The following is a 23366-nucleotide window of genomic DNA, read 5'->3' on the forward strand; positions in this document are numbered from 1 at the left end:
TAAAATTTTCGCCCGTAATGTGCAGCAACGATCATCAAGAAGCGAACCACCCGCACATTTTGCTCCGAACAGCCGAAGGTTCCATGCTCCATCACGCTTCGCCCCTCACCCTCATCCCCGATGAGCATTCTCGTCAGACGCGATCTGCCCGAGATAATACCCGTAATCGCCCTCGAAAACGCGCATCTGGCCGTGGTCGATCTCAAAGACCCGGTTGACCAGGGCGCGGAGGAAGTGGCGGTCGTGGCTGACCATGATCAGGGTGCCGGTGAACTGCAGCAGGGCCTCAAGCAGCACCTCGCGCGACTGGATGTCAAGGTGGTTGGTCGGCTCGTCAAGGATGAGAAAGTTGAGCGGCCGGGCCAGCAGCATGGCCAGCACCACCCGGCTCTTTTCACCGCCGGAGAGGAGTTTGATCCGTTTGTCGACGTCGTCGCCCTGGAAGAGGAAGGCGGCGCAGAGATTGCGCACCACGCCGATGTTGGCCTGGGGCATAGCCGCCTGCACGGTTTCGGCCACCGTCCGGTCGCCGTCGAGCAGATCCATGGAATGCTGGCTGAAATAGCCCACCGACACATTGGCTCCGAGGGTGGCGGCGCCGGTGGTCGGTTCCACCTGCCCGGCCAGGACCTTGAGCAGGGTTGACTTGCCGGCACCGTTGCGGCCGGTGAGGGCGATTTTCTCCCGCCGCCGGATCATGCCGGAAATGCCGCTGAACACCGGGCGGGTAGTGCCGTCGGGCTGTCGCCAAACCTTGCCCAGGTTGTCCAGCCGGACCACGTCGTCGCCGCTGCGGGGCGGTTCGCTGAACTCGAAGCTGATGGTCCGCTGCTCCGGCGGCAGTTGGATGCGCTCGATCTTCTCCAGCTTCTTGATCCGCGACTGCACCTGGGCCGCATGGGAGACCCGGGCGCCGAAGCGGGCGATGAAGTCCTCCTCCTTGGCCAGCATCTCCTGCTGGCGCCGGTAGCTGGCCAGCAGCTGTTGGCGCCGGATCTCCCGTTCACGCAGGTAAAAATCATAGTTGCCGCTGTAGGTGGTCACGCTCTGGTGGGCCACTTCGATGATGCGGCCGACCACCCGGTTCATGAAGTCGCGATCGTGGCAGGTCATCAACAGCGCGCCCGTAAACTCGTTCACCAGCCACTCCTCCAGCCAGATGATCGATTCGACGTCGAGGTGGTTGGTCGGCTCGTCCAGAAGCAGGACATCCGGGTTGATGGTGAGAATACCGGCCAGGGCAATGCGCATCTTCCAGCCGCCACTGAACGACTCCACTGGAAAATGGTAGCGATCGGGACCGATGCCCAGCCCGGTGAGCACCGCCTGGGCCCGGTTCTCCAGGTCATAGCCGCCCCGGTGCTCGAACTCCTCGGTGGCGGTGCCGTAGCGCTCCAACAGAGCCGCCAGTGCGTCCTCGGCCATCGGCGTGGCCATGGCGGCCTCCATCTCGCGGATCTGTTCCCCGAGAGCGGTGATCGCGCCGGCGGCGGCCATGACCTCGGCCAGGGCCGAACGGCCGGACATCTCGCCCACCTCCTGGGAAAAATAGCCGATCACCGTCCGTTTGGCGCAGGAGATATCCCCCTTGTCCGGCTCTTCCTGGCCGGTGATCAGGCGAAAGAGCGTGGTCTTGCCGGCGCCGTTGGGACCGACCAGGCCGGTGCGGGTGGCGGGCAGAATCTGCAAGGCGGCGTCGTGAAACAGAACGCGGGCGCCGTGCTGCTTGGTGATGTTGGTCAGATGGATCATGGAAACTCACAGAAAAGGATACAATGCGGGCCGAGGGCTCAGAGGGCCAGGGACTGGTGAACGCAAAAAAGGGCCGCACCATAGTCGGGATCGAAGGCGGGCGCAAGGGCCGCGTCTTCCGTTTCCAGCGTCAAGACCCGGCAGGAACGGAAAAGCGCAGCCGGTACGAACAGCGGCGGCACAGCGGTTCGACCAGCCATTGATGGCCCAACCCTTCGCGCATCCGCACGGCCCGGGGGCTGGCCAGGACCTCGTCCAGGGACTGCGCGAAGATGTTGCCCAGGGCAAGCACGCCCTCGGCGTCGAGACAGCAGGGCACCACCGTGCCGTCGACCAGGATGGCGAGATGATCGCGCAGGCCGCGACAGTGCCCCAGGCGACCGAGGTCGGGGTCATCGGGACGGGGCCAGGTGAACGGTTCTTCGGGATTGAGAAAGACCCGGGGTGCCAGTGGAATGCCGCGTTCGCTCCGAAGTGCATCGGCGCGGAGGGGAGGATGACCGAAAGCAGAGGTCAGCCGCTGTAGCAGCCACGGGTTAACCTTCTTCGCCTGCGCCTCCCCTGTCCCCAGATTCCACAGCCGCAGACTGAGATAGAGGCCGGTGGTCCGGCTCGCCTCCTGGGCAAAATCGAGGACCCCGGCAAGATGGGCCTCCGCGCTCCTCCGTTCCAGATGCGCCAAGCCGTGGAGGGAAATATTGATCTGGCGCAGGGCAGGGCTGGCGAGCAGGGTCTGCCGATGACGGGCCAGCAAGGTGCCGTTGGTGGTCAGGTTGACACGAAACCCCTGTTCCTGGCAGAGGGCGAGCAGGCGGTCAAAATGAGGATGGAGCAACGGTTCGCCGAGTACGTGGAGATAGAGATAACGGGTGGCCCCTGCAAGCCGGTGCAGGACTTCGGCAAAGGCGGTCACCGCCATGGTCCCCTTGGCACGATCGCTGCGGGCGCAAAACGGGCAGGCCAGATTGCAGCGGTTGGTGATTTCGATGTAGATTTTTTTCAACGCGGTCACGGAAAAAGGAAAGTCACCACCAGAAATGGCCTCTGTGGTCGCTCAGATGAACCGCTGCATCAGGGCATCGCAGATCGGGTCAACGTTTTCCGGCGTGACCATCCACTGCTCGACATACCGTTGAGCCTGGTCACGCAGGGCGGGATCGAGGCGGTCATCCAACCGCCGGAACAGACCGGTGCGGCGGCCGATCTGGTACAGCACCTGTTCCTCCGGGTCCAGGGCGAGGAAGCGGTGGATCACCGCCAGCATCCGCTGCTGGTCATCCGGCAGGACGCCGTCGATCTCCTCGAACAGGTTGAGGATGTGGTCGCTCCTGATCCGGCTGGTGATGCCGGAGAGTGACTGCAGAAAGAGGAGCAACTCCTCGGCAGTCTCCCGGTCGCCCATCTTGGCGAACGTGCCGGTTGCCTGCTCGTGGGCCAGTTCCAGGCCCTCGGGCAGGGCCAGGGTACGCAGGCGGATGAAGTCCGGGTTGATCCGGTTCAGGGCCTCAGCGCTCTCCAGGGCATGCGGGCGAGAGAGCGCCCGCCCGCCGAGACCGGGCATATAGTATTCCGAAAGCTCGATGCCGGCCCCTTTGACCTTGCGGCCCGCACGCACATGGGTCTCACGGTTCGCGCCCTTGCGGACCCTGGCCAGGACCGCATCGCAGCCGGATTCCAGGCCGATGTGGATGCGGTTGAGCCCGGCGTCTGCGATGCGTGCCAGGTCGGCATCACGCATACGGGCAATGGTCTGCGAACGGGCGTAGGAGGTGATCCGCTCGATGGCGGGAAAGGCCTCGTTCAGATGCGCCAGTATGGCGACCAGATGATCGGGCTTGATGATCAGGCTGTTGGAGTCCTGGAGAAAGACCGACCGGCTGCCGGCCCTCATCCAGTGGCGGGCCGCGTGCAGGGCCATCTGCTCGCGCCAGTCCGCCCCCCTATCCAAGGAAGGCAGCGCTTGCCCTGTTCGCAGCAACTCGACGAAACGGCGCACCGTGTCGATATCGCGCAGCACATGGTCCACCGGCCGCTGGCTGAACGGCTCCCCCTTGTACAGACCGCAGAAGGTGCAGCGGTTCCAGGGACAGTTGCGCGTCACCCGAAGGAGCAGACTCCCACTCTCGCTGGGCGGCCGGATAGGCCCCTGTTCAAAGCCGAGGTACGGTTCAGGATCTGCATGGTGCAGTTCCCGCAATGGTCCATGGTCACAGGCACTCACCGCCTGAACACCCAGAAATCGGGGTGGAGCATGGCGAGAAAGGGAATCAGCTCAAGCCGGCCCACCACCATGTCGACGATAAAGATAAGCTTGGTCAGATCGGTGAGGTTCCCGAAGGTGCCCATCGGGCCAATGGCGCCATACCCTGGGCCGATATTGCCGATGGTCGCCGCCGTGCCGACGATACCGACGGCCGCATCGCCCTCGATGATGCTCACCAGCAGCGAGGAGAGGGTCATCAAGAAGATATAAAAGAGGAGAAAGCCGAGGATTTGGCGCTGGATATCGTCAGGCACGGTCACCCGGTCGATCTTGATCGGCAGCACCGCCTTGGGGTGCACGACCTGGGCGATCTCCCGTTTGAGGTATTTGAGCCCGAACAGGACCCGCACCACCTTGACGCCGCCGCCCGCCGAACCGGCGCAGCCGCCGATCAGCATCACGGTAAAGAGAATGGTCTGTGCCGGGACGGCCCAAAGTCCGAAATCCACCGAGGCAAAGCCGGTGGTGGTGATGATCGAGGCAATCTGGAAAAAACCGTCGCGCAGCCCGTCGTTGAAGGTGGCCGTGCCGCTGACCACCAGGGCCGCACAGAGCAGCAGCGACATCAGCACCACGATGGTCGCGTACAGGCGAAACTCCTCGTTGTGCAGCAATGCGCGGATTTTTCCCTGAAACAGTACCCGGTACTGGAGGGCGAAGTTGCCGCCTGCAAGAAACATGAACAGGGTGATGATCCAGGTGGCGCTGGCGCTCTGGTAGCCCATGATCGACTGGGGATGGGGAGAAAAACCGCCGGCCGCCAGGGTGGAGAAAGCGTTGCAGACCGCGTCGAACAGGGGCATGCCGGCAACGCGGAGCAGGATGACCTCAAGCACGGTCAGGAGGATATAGACCAGCCACAGGGCCTTGGCCGTATGGGTGATGCGCGGAGTGACTTTCTCCTCGGTGGGACCGGGGGCCTCGGCAAAGAACATCTGTCGCCCGGCCACAGCGAACTGGGGCAGGACGGCGACAAAAAGCACGATGATCCCCATGCCGCCCAGCCACTGACTGAGGCTGCGCCAGAAAAAGAAAGTTTTGGGATAGGGCGCGAAATCCTTGAGGATCGTGGCCCCGGTGGTGGTGAAGCCGGAGATCGATTCGAAGTAGGCGTCGATCGGCCCCAGGTCATAGAACAGATAGGGAATGCCGCCAATGGCTCCGGTGACCACCCAGGCCAGGGACACGATCAGCATTCCCTCGCTGCGTCTCAGTTCATCGAAATCGCGGGAAAACCCCCCCGCCATTGCAAAATCAGCCCCAAGGCCACGCTGACCCCGCAGGCCACGACAAAGGGAAGGATGGAACCGTATTCCCTCGCCAGCAGGGCCACGCTGATCGGGGTCAGCATGATGATGCCCAGGGCCACGAGGATGATGCCCAGGGGATTGAAAATCGACGCCAGTTTCATCGGGTGAAGACCGCCTTGATGGCCTCTGCGTCCTTGGCCATGGTGAAGATGATCAGCTGATCATCCGGCTGCAACGGGGTGTCGCCGTGGGGAAAGATGACGTTGCGTCCCCGCTTGACCACGCCGATGATTGCCCGCGCCGGCAGTTTAAAATCCCGCACCAGGGTTTCGGGAAAGGTTTCCGGCAGGGTCAGCCGCAGCACCTCGCCCTGCCCTCCCTCCACCAGGGCAAGAATATTGACGTCCTTGGCCTGCAGGCGGTTGAGCAGCTCCTTGAGGGCCGAATCCCGAGGCGAAACCACGACGTCGATGCCCACTCGCTCGAACAGGGTCGAGTTGCGCACATTACTCACCCGGGTGATGATGCGCTCGCAGCCCAATTGTTTCACCAACAGGGAACAGAGCAGGTTCTTCTCGTCGTTGTTGGTGACGCAGACCGTCACGTCGCTGTCGCCGATCGATTCGCCTTCCAGCAGTTCCAGGTCGGTCCCGTCACCCTGGAGGATCAGGCTGTCCTTGAGGTTATCGGCCAAAAAGATGCAACGGGCCCGATCGTGCTCGATCAGCTTGACCCGGATCCCGGCCTGTTCGAGCTTCTGTGCCAGCATGAAGCCAACGCTGCCGCCGCCAATCACGGAAGCCGTCTTGATCTTGCTGACATTCTGGAAGAACTGGGCCGCGAGCGTGTCCAGGGCCGGCCCAGTGCCCATGAAGACCACCTTGTCGTCGGTTTGGATGGTGGTCGAGCCATTGGGAATAAACAGGCTGTTGTTCCTGGTGATACCGACGATCAGCACATTCTGCGGGAAGGAGCAGTCCATGATCCGTGAACCGCGGATAATGGACTGTTCCTTGATGCGGTATTCAAACAGCTTGGCCTTGCCGCGGACAAAATACTCGACATCGATGGCATCGGGGACCATGATGATGCGGAAGATGTCCTGGGTCAGCAGCTGTTCGGGCCAGATGATGGTGTCGATGTCGTACCGGCTCTGATAGCGGTTCTGGGAGAGCGAGGCCAGGTTGCGATAGAGCTCCATCCGGCGAATGAAACAGATGGTTTCCGCCTCGGTGATCTTCTTGGCGGTCCAGCAGGCGACGATATTGGCTTCATCGATCAGGGAGCAGGCGATGAACAGTTCGGCCTTGGCGGCGTTGGCCCGTTCCAGGACCAGAACATCGGCGCCGTTGCCGGCCACGAAACTGATGTCCAGGTTGCTGAATTTTTCCGGCAGCCGATCCAGATCGTCGACAATGACGATATTGTGCTTACGGTACAGCTGAGAAGCGACCATGTAACCGGTTTCGGTCGCGCCGTAGATAAGGATGTTCATGCAGTCCCTCGTAACAAGGCAACGAAAACGGATTCGCCCGTTGCTGTGGTGGCGCCCTGCCGCCGACAGCGTTTTCGGCGCCACCGCGCCAGCACCCGTTGGCAAACCGTCCCGTGGCCATGCTTGGGCATACCCCGGGCGCGGAACACAATACTCGACCGGCTGAAAAATACTCACAATCGGAATATTTGTACAGTGCTTGCCCGTATGCGCAGGAAAATACCGCACCGCGCACCACCGGCCGGGAGGCCGCCCGATTTTGCGCAATCGGCCCTTGGCGGACCGGAGGGGAATCTGCTATAGAAAAAGCTATGGAACCTTTCATTCGACACGAAGCCGCCGTGGCCACCATCATCACCCGTGACGCGTCCCCGGAGGTCCTGGTCCTCAAACGCCGGGCCAACCCCAGGGATCCTTGGTCGGGACATTACGCCTTTCCGGGCGGGCGCAGGGACGAGGCCGACCCCTCTCTGTTGGCCACCTGCATCCGTGAGACCTATGAGGAATGCGGCATCCAGCTCTCCACCGAGCACCTGATCAAGAAGTACCCCGTCCGCCAGGCGGGCAACCACCTCAATCAGCCAATCCCCGTGACCACCTATCTGTTCGAGCTGCCTGAACCGCCGGTTATCCGGCTGCAACGATCGGAAATCAGCTGTCATGAATGGCTTGACCTCGACTATGTCGCCGATGAATCAAACATCATCAAGCGACCCATGAGCCCGCGCTGTCCGGATGTGCTCTTTCCCTGCATCCCTGCCAGCGAGGGTTTTGTCTGGGGATTCACCTACGAGATGCTGATGGTGGTGATCGCCGACCGTTACGCCCACATTTCCTGAAAAATATCTCTATTGCACACAGTTAAGGTAACGGTCAAAGAGCGCTTGACTTTTCAGCCGCTGACTTGTATCAATAACGGCGGATTTGAAAGGGGACTTGTCTCTTTGGTGGGAGGACCTAAGAATTCTTCGTTTTTCTTCCGTCTCCCGGAGTCGTGTTTGTCCCGCGACACGCTTCCCGCCCGGTTTCGCGCAGACCATTTCCGCAACACTCCCGCGCTTCAATTCCATCGACAGACATGCTTCACAAAAGGTACACAGCTTCTTGATCGACTTTCCCGTACGGGAAAACGCATGACAACGTTACGGTAGATTGCCAAATTTTTTGGTCTACTAATTGTTCGGTTCAACCACAAGGAGAAACAAATGAAAGCACCAGTACGTGTAGCAGTAACCGGAGCTGCCGGCCAAATCAGCTATTCCCTCATCTTCCGCATCGCCAGCGGCAGCATGCTCGGACCTGATCAGCCTGTTATCCTGCAGCTTCTGGAGATCCCCCCGGCAATGGGCGCCCTTCAGGGCGTGTTGATGGAACTCAACGACTGCGCCTTCCCGCTGGTTGCGGGCGTCATCGCCACCGACGACCCCAACGTGGCCTTCAAGGACATCGACTTCGCCCTGCTGGTCGGTTCCCGTCCCCGTGGTCCGGGCATGGAACGCTCCGATCTGCTCAACGCCAACGGCGCCATCTTCACCGTTCAGGGCAAGGCACTGAGCGACAACGCCAAACCCAACGTCAGAGTTCTGGTTGTCGGTAACCCCGCCAACACCAACGCATTGATCTGCCTGAAAAATGCGCCGAAACTCAACCCGCGCAACGTCACCGCCATGATGCGTTTGGACCACAACCGGGCCATGTCGCAGATCGCTGAAAAAACCGGCACCCACTCCACCAAGGTCGAGAAAGTCGTTGTCTGGGGTAACCATTCCTCCACCCAGTATCCGGACATCAGCTACGCCACCGCCGACGGCAAAGCAGTCAAATCGCTGGTCACTGACGAGTGGAACAAGAACGAGTTCATCCCCACCGTTCAGCAGCGCGGTGCAGCCATCATCAAGGCCCGTGGCGCTTCCTCCGCCGCTTCCGCCGCTTCCGCCGCTGTTGATCACATGCGCAACTGGGCCTTGGGCAGCAACGGTCAGTGGGTCAGCATGGGCGTGTACAGCAAGGGGAATCCCTACGGTGTTGATCAGGATCTGATCTTCGCGTTCCCGATCACCTGCGAAAACGGCGAGTGGAAAATCGTCGAAGGTCTGGAGATCAGCGACTACAGCCGCGAAATGATCAAAAAGACCGAAGCCGAACTGCAGAGCGAAAGAGCCGCCGTGGCTGACCACATCAAGTAAGGCGATCTTTTTTATTCCGCGATTCCCGAAGGGGGTGCTCGATGAGCACCCCCTTTTTTTATCTGTTCGCCTGTCTTGACAAAATCGCTCGATGACCGCTACGCTCAAGCAATATCGTCTTTTACCAGGAGCGAATCGGTGTCCACTCTTTCAGCCGCACCTCTCAGAGAACTGATCTCGACCGGCCGCATTGTTGAGGCCAGAACCCTGCTCACCATGGAGCAAACGCTCCTGGACCAGGAGGAATACAGGGCATTGGAACAGGAATTGGATCGGCAATGGCAGGCGGCCAAGGAGCTGGTGACCCAAGCCGAAACCATGGAGGCCCAGGGGAGGACGGAAGAGGCCAAGTCCCTCTACGAATCCGTATTATCCCAACTCACTGATTATCCAGGCATCCAGGAGCATATCAAGCGGATGGACGAGGCCCTTGCCCTGACCAGGGCTGTCCAGCGCCGCAGCCAACGCCGGCGCGAATCCACTGACGATGCCAGGTCGGCTCGCAGACGACTGCTTCCCGCACTTCTGGGAACGGGCCTGGCAGGTGCTGCGGCGTTCCTCTTCCTGCTCTTCTTCCGCCCCGCACCGCAGCACTCCCCGCCAGCGCATTCGCTGCCGGTCACCCAGGAGCCGCCGGTATCGACCGGCACTCTCGAACCGGCGCCCATCGCCACGGTACCCGTCCCCCCCCCTGCACCAGAGGAGGTCACGGTACAGCCCTCCGCACCGCCGCCGCCAGTGGTCAACGAACCGGCCACCGCTTCCGATCCGGCAACACAGCCTCCGCCCAGCCCCGAACTGACCGAGCAGCCACCCGAGCCTTCCGAACCGATAGCCCAAGATCGATACATCGTTCAACCCGGTGATTCGTTGAGCTCGATTGCAACACGGCAGTTTTGCGACCAAGGCGCATGGAAGACCCTCTACCGCCTCAACAAACACCTCGTCTCCGACCCAAAAAAATTACGTCCAGGCATGGAATTAAGCCTGGCAGGCATGAAAAGCCGCTGCCCGGATGTGTTGAAGACCGCCCCGTCAGAACCGCCGCGCTAGTTGGCTTGTCGCCAGTCGAAGGGGGCTCGGGAAACAAACTCCATCGGCCGATACGTTGCTGGATGGAGAAAATGCAACCGGGTTGCATGCAGTTTAAGCGAATCTCCGTCCCTTCCCGCGCCGTAGAGACGATCGCCGACAATGGGGCAGCCCAATCCCAGGGGATGGCTGGCATGGAGACGGAGTTGGTGCGTGCGACCGGTCTGGGGAATAAATTCCACCAGGGTGCGCTGCCCACGTATTTCGATCCTGCGCCAGTGACTCACGCCCATCTTTCCTCGGACCGCGTCGTACACCTGATGAGGGCGATTGTCCGGATCCAGACGAAAAGCCAGGCAGATTTCTCCTTTTTCCCCGCTCACCACTCCTTCCAACAGGGCAAGATACTGTTTTTCCACCCGGCGCTCGGCAAATTGACGTGAGAGATGGCGGTGGGCAGCGCCGGTGAGGCCAAGGACCATCACCCCCGCAGTGTCCATGTCCAGCCGATGAACCGCTGGCTGCTCGATGCACCACGGCACCATCTGCCGCAATCTGCTGACAACACAATCCTGCTTGTCTGGCCCCCGACCGGGAACGGCCAGCAGGCCACCCGGTTTGTCGACAACCGCCAATTCCTTGTCAAGATAAAGCACGGACAACGATTGCGTGGTCATGGCAAGCCGCACAGAAGAAAACCGAGGATGGGCTGACACTTGGCGGCGCAGGCCGGATAAAATCGTCCCTGCACCTTCGTGCCCGAAGCGTTGCTCGCCCCCCAATAGAACTCGGCCATGGCCTCCGGACGCAGGCCATGGCGCGCGGCGTGGTGGAGCAGTTTTGGCCCACAACAATCCCCGGTTCCGGAAGGCGGCGCGCCGTTGCCGATGAAGACACGAGGCAGGGGCTGGGTTGCACCACGAAAGTTGACCAGTTGATAGAGGCAATGAACTCGCTCCATCAGTTGGCGCGAGAGGGTTCTGCGTTGCGCGCGAAGCAGCTGGCGAGCGCTCGATCCATGGGGCAAAGCTGTCAGTTCCCGGCCCAACCGCTTGATTTCCCGCTCGGGTTCACCCACGAGGGCGCCAAAGGCCGCCACATCAAACACCGGCCCCACCCAGCCCTCCACCTGCCACAATCCATTATATTGTCCGGAAAAGGCGCGGAGAACGATTCGCTTGCCCCCGGTATCCCGACATGACAGCACCCCGAACATCTTCCCACCGGCCTTGTCAAACAAGCACCGAGTATCGCAACGGGGATCCCGGAACCGTTCGGGAACCAGCCAGTCGATCCGTTGATGACGACATAATTGCCCCATCAGGTGGAGGCCGTCCTTGATGGCAGGCCGAACAGGCAGCGAATGGACGACACCGCACCGGCAGCACCATCCGCCGCTGTCGGAATCGAGGAGCGGACCATCGCCCTCCCCTGCGGTCGAACGCAGCGACATCGCGGCCTCGTCGTCGGCCCGCGCAACCTCTATTTGCGAAACAGCCACAGCAGGAGGGAAATCACCACACTGACCAGAATGCAGCTGGTGAGGGGAAGAAAGAAGCGGAAATGCTCCCGGACGATGACGATATCCCCGGGCAGGCGGCCAAGGGGCAGCTGGCGCAACCACGGCCATGCCACACCGAGCACCACGCAGACCACGCCAATGAGGATGAGCGTTCTGTTCATCAAACTGCCTCCCGCCTCTGCCCGCTGGTTGTGTCCTGACTCACCAGCACCCCGGTGAACACCAGGGTACAGGCCATCCATTGCCAGAAATTCAGGCGCTCGCCCAACAGGAGAAAGCCAAACAGAATGGAAAAGACTGGAATCAGATTGACAAAGGCCGACGCCTGACTGGCCGGAATGCGGCTGACGCCAAAATTATAGAGACCGTAGGCGCCGACACTGACCACGATGCCGAGATAGAGCACCGCGCCAATGCCGCCGATCGATAGCGCCGACGCCTGCACCGACGGCAGCAGCAGGACCGGAGCAAAAAACACCGCCCCGGTAAAGGCCTGGATACCGGTCAAAAAAAATGGATGGAGCTCTTTACTTAACCGTTTCATTAGAATAGTATAGCCCGTCGCGCACACCATGGCCATGAATTCAAGAAAGTTGCCCAGCGCCGGATGCGGGGCCTGGTCGGTTCCTTCGCCGCCCAGGCTGAGCCACAATGCCCCAGCGGCGGCAAGGAAAAATCCGCCGATGGTGCGCCGGGTGATCCGTTCACCAAGCATCAGACCTGCGGCCAGGGCGACCATGAGCGGCAGCATGGTGGTGATCATCGAGGCCTGCGAGGCGCTGGTGTAGACCAGCGCCAACGATTCAAACAAAAAATAGCAACAGGGCTCGCACAAGCACATGCATGCCAGCGGCACCATGTGGTGGCGCCGCAGGCCCGCCCTGGCAAACGATCGGTAAAATGGAAGGAAACAGAGCGAGGCAACCACCATCCGTCCCAGAATAACCGCCAGGGGATGCATCTCCTGAAAGCTGTATTTCAACGCCACAAAAGAACTGCCCCACAGTACCATGGCAGATAGCAGCGCCATGATAGGCAGCATTCTTTGAACGCCATCCGTCATCATCAACCCGTCAGAACCACCGGCAAAGCCGGTGGCTTGAAAGACTGTGAACCGCTCAAAGCGGTCTCTTTAAAATATTATCTGACCACCATATGGTGGTCGCCTATTTAAACAAGTTCAGTTGTTCGACTCGCTGATCCTCTTGCTCCTGGTTACGGATATATGCGCGAACCATTGCCTCGTCGGCACCAACGGTTGACACAAAATAGCCCCGTGCCCAAAAGTGCATCCCATTGTAGTTCTTCTTTTGCCCAAGGTAATTGCGTGCGATGTAAATCGCACTTTTCCCTTTCATGTAGCCCACAACCTGGGCCACCGAATACTTCGGCGGGATCGACAGTAGCATGTGCACATGATCGGGCTGCAAATGCCCCTCGACAATCCGACTTTCTTTTTGCCGTGCAAGATCATGGAACACATCACCCAGATTTTTCCGAAGTTGGCCATAGAGTATTTTTCTTCGGCATTTCGGTATCCACACTACATGGAACTTGCAATCCCATCTTGTGTGGCTTAAACATTGTATGTCGTTCATGAAGCCTCCTTTTTCGTGACTTTGACCGGTTCACGAGGCGGGAGGCTTCTTTATTTTGCAGGAACTGTCAAACTGTTGTTGTCCCCCGGCAAAGCCGGGGGTTTACCCAAGGGAAATTATTGTTCACGCCATGCACATGCACACCCCCCTTCGCCGGATACGCCGGTTCTGTAGCCGCACCCTGCTTCTTTTGCCCGCCCTGGCTCTGCTCGCCGGTCCCGTTCCCGCATCGCACGGCGCGGCCTATCAACCAAACCAGGTCAGCGCGCAACAGACCGTCGGCCTATACCAGAATATTCCGGGCCTGACCAGCCAACAAATGGAATACGGCAAGGCGGCTATCCCCAAGCTGCACTATAACGCCCAGCGGATCCTCCGCAAGATCTGCGCATTGCCGGGGGTGAACTTCGACTACGCCAAGCAGGTGATCGAGCTCCTCGGCCGCGAACGATTCACCTATGAACAGGTCCTGACCTACGAAGCGCTCAGCAGCCTGAACACCATGGACATCAAGAACGGTATCGCCGGGCTGGACACGGTCAAGGCGATGAGCTTCGAGGGGGGCCGTTCGTTCCGCGCCTTTGCCGGCATGCAGGGAGTGACCGCCAACCAGGCCCTGAGCATGATCTCGCAACTCAACGAACTGGATGACGCCAACAACCGCGCCGCCCAGGCCTTTTTCAGCATCAAGGGCATGCGGGTCGATATCGCCCAGAAAGGACTGCCGACCCTGATGCGCCTGAGAAACAACCAGGCCAAGGCCGCCGAGGCTTACGCCAAGATCCCGACCATGGACACCGAGACCATGCTCGACGGCCTGGAACTGATCGCCAAGCTGTACCAGGACGATGCCTGGAATGCCCGCTGCCTGTTCACCAACAAATCGGTGACCGCGCGGGACGCCTGGAACTGGCTGGTGAGTTACTTTGCCCTGCCGACCAACGTCCAGGAGGCTCAGTACGACAAGCTCGACAGCCAGCAAAAATCAATCCTCCTTCAGGCCCTGTACGAAGGCGGCACGGAAATTCTCTGGAAGATCAATAATCTTCACGCAGTTACCGACCAATATGGCTATGAAATCTCCGAGGCGGCGCTGAACAGTTGGTCCATGCAGCAGCTGCAGGCCAAGTTCAACGAGCTGGTTCCCTCGGTTCGGGCCCGCTACAGCGGCTTTGCCAGCGCCGGCAGGGGCCAGGCCGTGGCCATCCTCAAACAGGCCACCTCCGCCGCCCGGGTGCAGACCGCCCGTGATCTGACCATCGCCAATGCCTATGCGGTCATGGCCCAGGGCAGCGAGCTGTATGATTCATCCTTCCGCGATATCATGGTGCCGGTCCTCCAGTCCCGGATCGACAGCCGTTTTCAGGGCGACCTGCTGGCCTTTCTACGTTCCATCGATCCGGGCAACCGCTTGGTTTCCGACTTCATTTCCAGTTGTGCCCAGAAAGGCAAGCTGACCGTCTTTTTCCCCACCGACGCCGGCAAACAGAAGGAGATTCTCAGCCTGGTGGCCTCCTCGGCCTTCCAGAACGAGGACTCCATCCTGCTTTTTTCCGCGACCCTGAGCCACCTGCTCAAGGTGCTCACTCCCGATGCCCGGTCGTACCTGATTGGCCTGATGGCCGAGAACAGCGAGGCGGAAAACGCCGCCTTTTCCAAACTGGTCACCGTCATCCTCCAGTACTACCTGCAGACCTACCCCGAGTTGCTCGGCCCGGCTGACCGCACCCTCATCAGCCGGCTCATCGTCCGCCACGGCGCGGTCAACCTCGACCGCTATCAGGTAACCCCCTTTGCCGAATGGAAACAGGACGGCCGTTTGGCTTCGGTGTCCATGTTTCACCCGGATGACGACGGCCGGCAATCCTTTGTCTCCAACGCCAACCTGCTGCTGAGCAACGGCTACAAACTGACCGCCTCGCAGCAGTACACCATCCCGCAGATGACCCCGGCGCTCGCCGCCGAGATCCAGCGGTATATCGGCTCCGGCCTGGTGTCGCTGTTCCAGGCCATGCGCAATCGCCATTTTGCCGTGGCCTTCACCAAACAGGTAAACGGCATCACCATCGTCCACACCCAGTTTGTCTATTCGGACATGGACAACCAGATGGAGATGCTCGACCGGTTCGTCCGCTCTGGAGACGAAATGCTAGCGCAGCGCGGTCACAGCTACTGGCGCTCCGAGCAAATCATCGAGCCGCTGACCAAACTGATCGAGGAAAACAGGGTGAGCGAATCCGAGCTCCGGGGCAAACAACGCTTCCTCAGCCTTGGCTCGTGCGGCGGCGTCAAGGCCTACACCACTCTGACCCGGCTGTTTGCCTCGTCGGTGGACATCCTTGCCTCCATCGGGACCGGCTTGGCGATGATCAATGACCCCTACAACAAGATGTTTTTTGAGATCATCGCCACCAACAACACCAACATCTCCTGGAAGACCATGGCCCAGCAATCGGCCTCCATCTTCCAGAGCGACCGGGGCCAGGACTACCTCCTGCCCGGCTCGCTGACCGCCATCCTCCACAAGATCCTGGACGAGACCGAACAAGCCACCGGATCGACGCCGCGGAACCGCTTCGAGCGTTCCCGCGGCTAAACAAGGCAACCATGCCCCTGTACACCCGCGAAACCCTGACCGAGCTGCTTGTCCGGGCGGCGGCCGCCCCTTCGCAGGTGTATCTACTGTTTGGTGAGCGTTACCTCTGCCGCAACGCGGCCGAGCAGTTGGAACAGGTGCTGCTGCAAAAAACGGGCGGGACGGTACACGCCATCGACGGCGACCAGGAAGACAGTACCGCCACTTTGGCTAAACTTCGCGGTTACAGCCTGTTGCCGGGGCGTCAGCTCTACAGGGTAACTGACACCCGGCTCTTTGTGTCCAAACAGGTGGCCAAACGCATCTGGGATCGGGTTGTTGCTGCCCATGCGGACAATAAACCGGAACAGGCGGGCCGCGCCTTGCGGGCCTTGCTGGAAAGCGGCGGTCTGGATCCACGGTCCCCGAACAATCTGCTCGACACCATGCCGGCGGCCGAATGGCAGCATTGTTTCGGCTTTGCCCGTCCCTCCGGCGACCTCAGCTGGACCAGTGCCTTGCTGACCGCTCAACCGAATCACACCGGCCGACCCGCGACCGTGACCGACCCGGCTGAACAACTCGGCAACGCATTGGCCGCTGGTCTGCCGGCAAGCAACTTCCTCATCCTCCTTGCCGAGGAGGTGGACAAGCGCAAAAAGCTGTTCAAGCAGCTGAAAGACGGGCAGACGGTTGTCGACCTGAGCGTCGAATCCGGGGCCGGAGCCAAAGCGCAGAAGGAACAAAAAGCCGTTCTCCACGAACTGGTCCGGAAGACCCTGGCCGAGCAGGGCAAGACCCTGGCTCCCGGGCTCATCGACCTGCTCGTTGAGCGGGTGGGCTTTCATCCCGTGGCGCTGGTCATGGAACTGCGCAAGGTGATGGCCTATGTCGGCGAGCGCCGCCAGATCGATCACGCCGATATCGATCTCCTGGTCGGCCGCACCCGGCAAGAGGCGCTGTTTGAACTGACCACCGCTCTTGCCGCCGGGAATCGTGAGCAAACCCTCGTGATTGGCGATCGCCTTCAGGAAAACGGCATTCATCCCCTGGCCGTGGTGGCGACGCTCCGCAACTTTGTCCGCAACCTGTTGCTCTGCCGGGCCCTGTTGGAACAACCCGACATTCGCTTTCAGCCGACCATGTCCGCCGCCGCTTTTCAGAACACCTGCCTGCCACGTCTCAAGGACCGACCGCAGTGGAAAAAAGAATTGGGCGGTCATCCCTTTGCCCTGTACATGCAATTCAAAACAGCCGCCCTCTTCCCTCTTCCGGTCCTCACCGGCTGGATGCAGCTGCTCCTCCGGGCGGAACTCCGTCTCAAGGGTTCCTCGATCGCGGCCCCGATCGTGCTCCAGCATCTGCTCCTCTCCATGCTGTCCATGGAGACCGCAAAAGAATAACAGGCTGTCCGGCCCGGTCTTGCAAAATCAAAAGCGGGCATTACAATACTGACATGAATAATCGTTGCCAGGAGAGCATGTTGCAACGGTTCTTCCGTTTCCAAAAAGGTTTCCGCTCTCCAGGAATGACCGTTGAGGGATTCTGCTCGGCTTCACGACCATCGGAACCTGCGCAACCCGTCGAGTTTACGAAATGGCAAAAGAAGATTCCATCGTTCAAGACAAAATTCAAACCCGTGACAAGGAACAGCTGCAAGAACCACCGCTGTACAAGGTGCTGTTGCATAACGACGACTACACCACCATGGATTTCGTGGTGATGATTCTGCAGACAGTTTTTCATAAGAATACGGACGAGGCCACCAGAATCATGCTCAACGTCCATCACCAGGGCGTGGGCATCGCGGGTGTTTATACCCGTGAAATCGGAGAAACCAAGGTGGCGATTGTGCATCGGCTGGCAAAAAGGAACCAATTTCCGCTGCGATGCTCGCTGGAAAAGGATTGTTGATACATGTCGGCAGGCGGCGAATGTGCCGTTGAACCCGGAGAACAGGGGCGGGAGGGCGCTCCTCGAGGACCACTACTATGTTGAGTAAAGAGTTGGAATTGGCCCTGATCAAAGCGATCAAGGAAGCAAAGAATCACCGCCACGAATACGTCACCGTCGAGCACATGCTGTATGGGTTGCTCCATGACGACCTGGCCCGACACATCATTGATAAATGCGGTGGCAACAATGAAAACATCAAGGAACGCCTGGAGCGTTTCTTTGAAACCGGCATGCCGGTGATGAAGGAAGGCGACAGCGAACCGGCCCAGACCGTGGCTTTCAACCGGGTGTTGCAACGTGCGGTCAGTCACGTGCAGAGTTGCGGCAAAAAACAGGTGGACACCGGTGACGTGCTGGTGTCGATCTTCACCGAACCCGACTCGCATGCCGTCTATTTTCTCGGCAGCGAAGGGGTGGGACGTCTGGAGGTGGTCGAATACATCTCCCACAGTCTACCCGAATATCTGCAGAGCGAGCCGTTTCGCCAGCCGCCTCCGGGCCAGCAGCCAACGAAAAAACGGCAGGACAAACAAACGGATGCCCTGGATGAATTCACGGTCAATTTCGCCAAACGTGCGGCCGAGGGCGGCATTGATCCGCTGATCGGCCGTGATCAGGAATTGTACCGGATGATGCAGGTGCTTTGCCGCCGGAAAAAGAACAATCCGTTGCTCGTTGGCGAACCGGGAGTGGGCAAAACGGCCATGGCCGAGGGATTGGCCCTGCGGATTCATGAAGACAGCGTTGCCCGGCTGGACGCCAACCCGGATCCCAAGAAACTGGTTCCCGACCTGTTGCAGGACGCGGAAATTTACATGCTGGATCTGGGCACCCTGGTGGCGGGCACCAAATACCGGGGCGATTTCGAGAAGCGGCTCAAGGAAGTGGTGGCGGCCATTGAGAAGAAGGAAAAAGCCATTTTATTCATCGATGAGATGCATACCATCATCGGAGCCGGCGCCACCAGCGGCGGATCGATGGATGCGTCCAACCTGCTGAAGCCGGCGCTGCAGGCAGGGACCATCCGCTGCATTGGCTCGACGACCTACGAGGAATACAAGAATCATATCGAAAAGGATCGGGCCTTGTCCCGCCGCTTCCAGAAAATCGACATCGCTGAACCGTCGGTGGAGGACACCTGCCGTATCCTGCGCGGTCTCCAGTCCCGGTATGAGCAGCATCACCAGATTCGCTACGCCAAAACCGCCATCGAGGCCACGGCAGAATTGGCGCACCGGTACATCAACGACCGCTTTCTTCCGGACAAGGCCATCGACGTGATGGATGAGGTCGGTGCCTTTTTCCGTCTGAGCGGTAAAACCGGACGGACCGTCGGAGTTCGCGATGTGGAGCAGATCGTCGCCAAAATCGCCCGGGTTCCGGTCACCAGCAAGACCGGCAGCGATGTCAGCGAACTGCGCCATCTCGACGAAAAACTCAAATCCGTCATTTTCGGTCAGGACGAGGCCATCGAGGCGTTGGTCAAGGCGGTCAAGCGTTCGCGGGCGGGCTTGGGAAATCCGCAGTCACCGACAGGCTCTTTTCTCTTCGCCGGCCCCACCGGCGTCGGCAAGACCGAGGTGGCCCGGCAGCTCGCGGCGTCTCTCGCCGTCCATTTCGAACGGTTCGATATGAGCGAGTACATGGAAAAACATGCGGTTGCCCGGCTGATAGGCGCGCCTCCCGGCTACATCGGCTTTGACCAGGGCGGACTGTTGACCGATGCGATTCGCAAGTACCCTTATACCGTCCTCCTCCTTGACGAGATTGAAAAAGCCCATCCGGATGTGTTCTCGATCCTGTTGCAGGTCATGGACCATTCGACCCTGACCGACAATGCCGGTCGGCGGGCTGATTTCCGTAATGTCATCCTCATCATGACCACCAATGCCGGCGCCCGTGAGATGAGCGAGCGGACCATCGGTTTTCTAGGCGATTCCAAGGGCAAGGAACAGAAGGCGATCAAGAACCTCTTTTCGCCGGAGTTCCGTAACCGGCTTGACGCCACCATTAGTTTTGCGCCGCTTGAGCTGGCCACAGTGGAAAAGGTGGTCGACAAGATGGTGCACGAGTTGCAACAGCAATTGGCCGACAAAAAGGTCGAAATCTCCCTCAGCTCCGCAGCCCGCTCCTGGTTGGCCAAGGAAGGCTACGAACCGGCCTTCGGCGCCCGTCCCTTGCGTCGGTTGATCATGAAGGAGATTGGCGACGTGCTTACCGAGGAAATCCTCTTCGGCCGCTTGGCCAAGGGCGGCAGGGTCAAAATTGGTCGCAAGAACGACACCACCACCTTCACCTATCTCTGATGCTCCTTGCAGCCGGGCGGCGAAAGTCGCCCGGCTGTTCCCTTCTCTTTCCTCCCCCTTTTTCCCTCGACACTGAGTACAATTTTTTTAACCACTCTTTGTCTGTTGAATTGACATTCAAAAAACGACACGTTAAGGTTCTTCGCAATTAAGAGTGTTATTCATTGCCGCCAGGTGTTTTTTTCTTCCGATTGATTCAGCTCGGGGGGAACAACCGCCGGGGTATATTCCAGGGCATCAACGAACAGGAGGGAGAGGAATGGTCAAAAAATTTTCCATGCTGGTCGTGGCAGGGTTGATCGCGCTACCCACACTCGCGTCCGCCGGTGGCGGCAAAAGCAATGCTGATCTGGAGCAAAAAATTGAGGAATTGTCGCGGCAGCTCGATGAGCTGAAAGCCCAGATGGCCAAGCAGAACGAAACCATCACCGAAACCAGCGGCAAGGTCGACGACATGGACACCATGCTCGAGGAAAAATCCGAGCAATGGGATCTTGCATCGCGCTTCCAGTTCGACGGCGATTTCCGCGCCCGGGGCGATTATTACAATGCGAGCACGGTGTTTGCAGCTGGAACACCCTTGTTTGACGGATACGACAGTCTCGGTAATCCACAGTTCAGGCCAGCGGGTGGTGGTCAGGAAAACGACACCATCATGACCAACCGTCTCCGCCTGAATATGCGGGTCAAGGCCACCGAAAACCTGGAGTTCAAAGGCCGGTTGGCCATGTACAAGGCGTGGGGCATGCAATCCACGCCCGATGGCCTTGGCGGCGGCTTTCCAGTTTTTGACGGCAATACCACCCGTACCCCCGATGACAGTGCCCTCTATGTCGACCGCGCCTTTGTCAACTGGAACAACATCGGCGGCGCTCCGGTTTGGTTTTCGATCGGCCGTCGTCCTACCACCGACGGCCCGCCCGCGCAACTGCGCATGGGGAACGAGGAACGCATGGCCACACCCGTGGCCTACATGGACTATCCCTTTGACGGCATTTCGCTCGGGTATGCCTATGACTGGGGGACCGACGCCCTCGGCGAAGGCCGCATTCGCTTCTGTTATGGCCGTGGCTTTGAAAATGGGCTGGAAGACGATACAGGGGCCAGCATCGACGATACCGATTTTGCCGGCATTGATTGGGATATCTTGAAACAGGGACCGCGTTTTCTCAACCTCCAATCGTTTGGCGCCTTTAATCTCTTCAACTACCCAACCTTCAGCAGCGATCTTGTGAACTACGGCGCGCCAAGCGAGTACGGCGCCCAGATCAATCTCGGCAATGTTTACCACACCAGCGCGGTCTATATGGACAAGATCAACAACCTGAACTATTTCATCGCTGGTGGCTGGAGCCGTACCGATCCGAACGAGAACGGCATGTTCAATGACTACACCAGCGCGACCCCAAAAAATACCGATGCGGAAGACGGCTATTCCGTCTATGCCGGCGTACGCTACGACCTGGACAATCTTGGCCTCAAACTCGGCGCGGAATACAACTACGGCTCCCAGTACTGGATCGCTTTCTCGCCCGGCCACGACGATCTCTATATGTCGAAACTGGCCACCCGGGGCAGCGCCTACGAACTGTATATGATTTACGATTTACCCACCGGTGAGGCGATCTCGAAATATGCGCAGACCTTCATCCGTCTGGGGTGGCAGTACTATGATTACAACTATTCCGGCGGATTTGATTGGAACCTCAAGCCGTACGATTTGGATGACGAAAAAATGCAAATGCAGATGATGGGCCTGGATCCGGTTGAGAGCGCCAATCAGGTCTATCTCACCTTTGAGGCCTACTTCTGATCCCTTCCTTGCGCCTGCATCATCAAGGGAAAGCCGCTCGGCTTTCCCTTTTTTATTCTCACCACCGGAAGCATCATGCGAGCTGAAGATACACCCTTTCCTTTTTACACAAGCAATCTGCTGTCCGTTCCCCATGGGCTGTTCTGTTGTGCGGGCGGCACCAGTGACGCCCCCTTTGCCTCGCTCAACCTCAGCCACTCTGTGGGCGATCATCCCGATCGCGTGCGCATCAACCGCGAGCGGGCCAATGACGCCCTTGGCCTGCGGCACCTCATTGCCGTCAAGCAGATCCACGCCGATCAAATACTCCAGGCCGAGCCGGCCCATATCGGCACCGAGCAGGAGGGATATGACGCCATTATCTCCACCCTCCCGGGCACAGGGGTGCTGATTCAACAAGCCGACTGCCAGGCGGTGCTGCTTTGGGCCCCGCAGCACCATGTTGTCGCCGCCATCCACTGCGGCTGGCGGGGCAGCGTCCTCAATATCATCGGCAAGACCGTGCGGTGCCTGAGCGAACAGTACGACGTGCCTGCCGAGAGTCTGCGAGCGGTGATCAGCCCTTCATTGGGGCCATGTTGCGCGGAATTCATCAACTACCGAACGGAACTGCCCACCTGGATGCATGCCTACCAGATTCGGCCGTTTTTTTTCGATTTCTGGGCCATCAGCCGGCATCAATTGATCAGCGTGGGTGTGCAGCCGGATCATATCGAGACGGCCAACATGTGCACCTGTTGCGACCAGCGATTCTTCTCCTACCGTCGGGCAACAAAATCAGCCCAGGGCATCACCGGTCGCAACGGTTCAATCATCGGTCTTCCAGCGTCAACCGCCGTTCTGTCGCCTGGCCCTCAAACGAGGGACGCCGCTCAAAAGGTGAAATCGCAGATCAAGGGAGCGTGATCCGAGTAGGTCACGCTGGGGATGTGGAAATGCACCACCTTGAGCTCCGGACTGTGGAGAATGAAATCCAGCTCCCGTTTTGGAGCCCGACTGGGATAGGAGGGTTTTTTCTCGGGATTGGCGCTGATCAAACCGGTGGCGCCGAGAAAGAGTTCAAGTTCGCGCATCCCCCAGAGCACATTGAAATCTCCCGCCAGTATCATCGGCCGGTCAACCTGGCGGATCAATTTGTAGAGGCGTTCCAGCTGATACTGGCGGTTGCGGTAGGTCAGGGAGAGGTGAACCAGGAAAATGGTCAGCCGCTCGGTGCATACCTGGATCACCAACCGTTTCACCCCTTCGTCGAAATAGTGAAAGCGGTGGCTGATGATCGGCATCCGGGTCAGCACGGCATTGCCCTGGGTTTTGAGCAACGGCAGGCGTTTGGCCATGGAAGCCGATCCATATTTGGTCTCGATCACATGGTAATACCCGAGTTGATCGGCGAGCATCTCTGCCTGGCACAGCTGATCGGTGCGGAAGGAACCGCCATCCACCTCGACCAGCCCCATCACGTCCGGCTGAACCGATCGGATGAATTCCCTGATCTTGCTGAAATTATCATGCGAATGTCGCAGGTAGCCCGCGTAGGGAAACGGAAAGTGAAACCGGCTCCCATGCCCCGCGGCATAGCGAATGTTATAGAGTAAAAAGCGCAATCCGCAGCCTCCGT

At 59.4% G+C, this 23366-nt stretch carries 22 protein-coding genes; 9 read left to right on the forward strand and 13 right to left on the reverse strand.

From position 1 onward, the window contains the following. Nucleotides 1–111: 111 nt before the first annotated feature. From DESPR_RS13820 to trkA, 6 genes are all read right to left on the reverse strand, one after another. Entirely contained in the window at nucleotides 112–1752 is a 1641-nt protein-coding gene (locus DESPR_RS13820) for an ABC-F family ATP-binding cassette domain-containing protein (RefSeq protein ID WP_015725414.1), read from the reverse strand. A 130-nt stretch (nucleotides 1753–1882) separates the two neighbouring features. Continuing rightward, nucleotides 1883–2755, reverse strand: coding sequence for a radical SAM/SPASM domain-containing protein (locus DESPR_RS13825; RefSeq protein WP_169701630.1), 873 nt, complete (start codon nucleotides 2753–2755; stop codon nucleotides 1883–1885). 51 nt (nucleotides 2756–2806) lie between these two features. Beyond that, nucleotides 2807–3973 (reverse strand): radical SAM protein, encoded by a 1167-nt coding sequence (locus DESPR_RS13830; RefSeq protein WP_015725416.1) that lies wholly within the window; start codon nucleotides 3971–3973, stop codon nucleotides 2807–2809. Further along, the gene (locus DESPR_RS13835) at nucleotides 3970–5211 is read right to left on the reverse strand and encodes a TrkH family potassium uptake protein (RefSeq protein ID WP_052302126.1); all 1242 of its coding nucleotides are present in this window, start codon (nucleotides 5209–5211) and stop codon (nucleotides 3970–3972) included. The genes DESPR_RS13830 and DESPR_RS13835 overlap by 4 nt, the downstream gene beginning before the upstream one ends. Before the next feature lie 14 nt (nucleotides 5212–5225). Next, the gene (locus DESPR_RS13840; protein ID WP_043770133.1) at nucleotides 5226–5426 is read right to left on the reverse strand and encodes a hypothetical protein; all 201 of its coding nucleotides are present in this window, start codon (nucleotides 5424–5426) and stop codon (nucleotides 5226–5228) included. After that, complete coding sequence (trkA, locus tag DESPR_RS13845; RefSeq protein ID WP_015725417.1) at nucleotides 5423–6760, reverse strand: Trk system potassium transporter TrkA; 1338 nt, start codon at nucleotides 6758–6760, stop codon at nucleotides 5423–5425. Before trkA ends, DESPR_RS13840 begins: the two co-directional genes overlap by 4 nt. Before the next feature lie 311 nt (nucleotides 6761–7071). On the opposite strand from trkA, the gene DESPR_RS17485 reads away from it, so the two are divergent. Continuing rightward, nucleotides 7072–7599 (forward strand): NUDIX hydrolase, encoded by a 528-nt coding sequence (locus tag DESPR_RS17485; RefSeq protein WP_015725418.1) that lies wholly within the window; start codon nucleotides 7072–7074, stop codon nucleotides 7597–7599. Between the two features lie 118 nt (nucleotides 7600–7717). Here DESPR_RS17485 and DESPR_RS19330 read toward each other — a convergent pair whose 3' ends face one another. Further along, nucleotides 7718–7840: a hypothetical protein gene (locus tag DESPR_RS19330; RefSeq protein ID WP_169701631.1), complete on the reverse strand. Its 123-nt coding sequence runs from the start codon at nucleotides 7838–7840 to the stop codon at nucleotides 7718–7720. Nucleotides 7841–7965: 125 nt separating this feature from the next. Between DESPR_RS19330 and DESPR_RS13855 the strand changes: the two genes are divergently transcribed. Together DESPR_RS13855 and DESPR_RS13860 are read left to right on the forward strand one after the other, a co-directional pair. Then, on the forward strand, nucleotides 7966–8946 hold the full coding sequence (locus DESPR_RS13855) for a malate dehydrogenase (protein ID WP_015725419.1): 981 nt from the start codon (nucleotides 7966–7968) through the stop codon (nucleotides 8944–8946). Between the two features lie 138 nt (nucleotides 8947–9084). Continuing rightward, nucleotides 9085–9999, forward strand: a complete 915-nt coding sequence (locus DESPR_RS13860; protein ID WP_015725420.1) for a LysM peptidoglycan-binding domain-containing protein — start codon at nucleotides 9085–9087, stop codon at nucleotides 9997–9999. On the opposite strand, the gene DESPR_RS13865 is transcribed toward DESPR_RS13860, so the two are convergent. The 5 genes from DESPR_RS13865 to tnpA form a co-directional block, all read right to left on the reverse strand. Continuing rightward, nucleotides 9996–10655 (reverse strand): RluA family pseudouridine synthase, encoded by a 660-nt coding sequence (locus DESPR_RS13865; protein ID WP_015725421.1) that lies wholly within the window; start codon nucleotides 10653–10655, stop codon nucleotides 9996–9998. The two genes, DESPR_RS13860 and DESPR_RS13865, sit on opposite strands and share 4 nt — an antisense overlap. Next, nucleotides 10652–11431 (reverse strand): hypothetical protein, encoded by a 780-nt coding sequence (locus DESPR_RS13870; protein WP_015725422.1) that lies wholly within the window; start codon nucleotides 11429–11431, stop codon nucleotides 10652–10654. Before DESPR_RS13870 ends, DESPR_RS13865 begins: the two co-directional genes overlap by 4 nt. Before the next feature lie 29 nt (nucleotides 11432–11460). Beyond that, entirely contained in the window at nucleotides 11461–11661 is a 201-nt protein-coding gene (locus DESPR_RS13875; RefSeq protein WP_015725423.1) for a DUF2905 domain-containing protein, read from the reverse strand. After that, on the reverse strand, nucleotides 11661–12530 hold the full coding sequence (locus DESPR_RS13880) for a DMT family transporter (protein ID WP_245529459.1): 870 nt from the start codon (nucleotides 12528–12530) through the stop codon (nucleotides 11661–11663). Before DESPR_RS13880 ends, DESPR_RS13875 begins: the two co-directional genes overlap by 1 nt. Before the next feature lie 136 nt (nucleotides 12531–12666). Further along, a complete protein-coding gene (gene tnpA, locus DESPR_RS13885; protein WP_015723033.1) occupies nucleotides 12667–13098 on the reverse strand; it encodes an IS200/IS605 family transposase in 432 nt (143 codons plus the stop codon). Between the two features lie 130 nt (nucleotides 13099–13228). Between tnpA and DESPR_RS13890 the strand changes: the two genes are divergently transcribed. The 6 genes from DESPR_RS13890 to pgeF all read left to right on the forward strand — a co-directional run bounded on the left by DESPR_RS13890 (nucleotide 13229) and on the right by pgeF (nucleotide 22654). Continuing rightward, on the forward strand, nucleotides 13229–15694 hold the full coding sequence (locus tag DESPR_RS13890) for a hypothetical protein (RefSeq protein WP_015725425.1): 2466 nt from the start codon (nucleotides 13229–13231) through the stop codon (nucleotides 15692–15694). 11 nt (nucleotides 15695–15705) lie between these two features. Then, on the forward strand, nucleotides 15706–17076 hold the full coding sequence (gene holA, locus DESPR_RS13895) for a DNA polymerase III subunit delta (protein ID WP_015725426.1): 1371 nt from the start codon (nucleotides 15706–15708) through the stop codon (nucleotides 17074–17076). A gap of 193 nt (nucleotides 17077–17269) precedes the next feature. Further along, nucleotides 17270–17587 carry an ATP-dependent Clp protease adapter ClpS gene (clpS, locus tag DESPR_RS13900; RefSeq protein ID WP_015725427.1) on the forward strand — a complete coding sequence of 106 codons (318 nt, stop codon included), beginning with the start codon at nucleotides 17270–17272 and terminating at the stop codon, nucleotides 17585–17587. Between the two features lie 77 nt (nucleotides 17588–17664). Continuing rightward, the gene (clpA, locus tag DESPR_RS13905) at nucleotides 17665–19935 is read left to right on the forward strand and encodes an ATP-dependent Clp protease ATP-binding subunit ClpA (protein WP_015725428.1); all 2271 of its coding nucleotides are present in this window, start codon (nucleotides 17665–17667) and stop codon (nucleotides 19933–19935) included. Between the two features lie 259 nt (nucleotides 19936–20194). Next, nucleotides 20195–21748, forward strand: a complete 1554-nt coding sequence (locus DESPR_RS13910; RefSeq protein WP_015725429.1) for a DUF3373 family protein — start codon at nucleotides 20195–20197, stop codon at nucleotides 21746–21748. Nucleotides 21749–21823: 75 nt separating this feature from the next. After that, nucleotides 21824–22654 (forward strand): peptidoglycan editing factor PgeF, encoded by an 831-nt coding sequence (gene pgeF / locus DESPR_RS13915; RefSeq protein WP_015725430.1) that lies wholly within the window; start codon nucleotides 21824–21826, stop codon nucleotides 22652–22654. Here the strand turns inward: pgeF and DESPR_RS13920 are convergent. After that, nucleotides 22621–23352 carry an endonuclease/exonuclease/phosphatase family protein gene (locus tag DESPR_RS13920; RefSeq protein ID WP_015725431.1) on the reverse strand — a complete coding sequence of 244 codons (732 nt, stop codon included), beginning with the start codon at nucleotides 23350–23352 and terminating at the stop codon, nucleotides 22621–22623. The two genes, pgeF and DESPR_RS13920, sit on opposite strands and share 34 nt — an antisense overlap. Between the last annotated feature and the right edge of the window lie 14 nt (nucleotides 23353–23366).

Origin of the sequence: Desulfobulbus propionicus DSM 2032 (assembly GCF_000186885.1) — a bacterium.
Lineage (GTDB): Bacteria > Desulfobacterota > Desulfobulbia > Desulfobulbales > Desulfobulbaceae > Desulfobulbus > Desulfobulbus propionicus.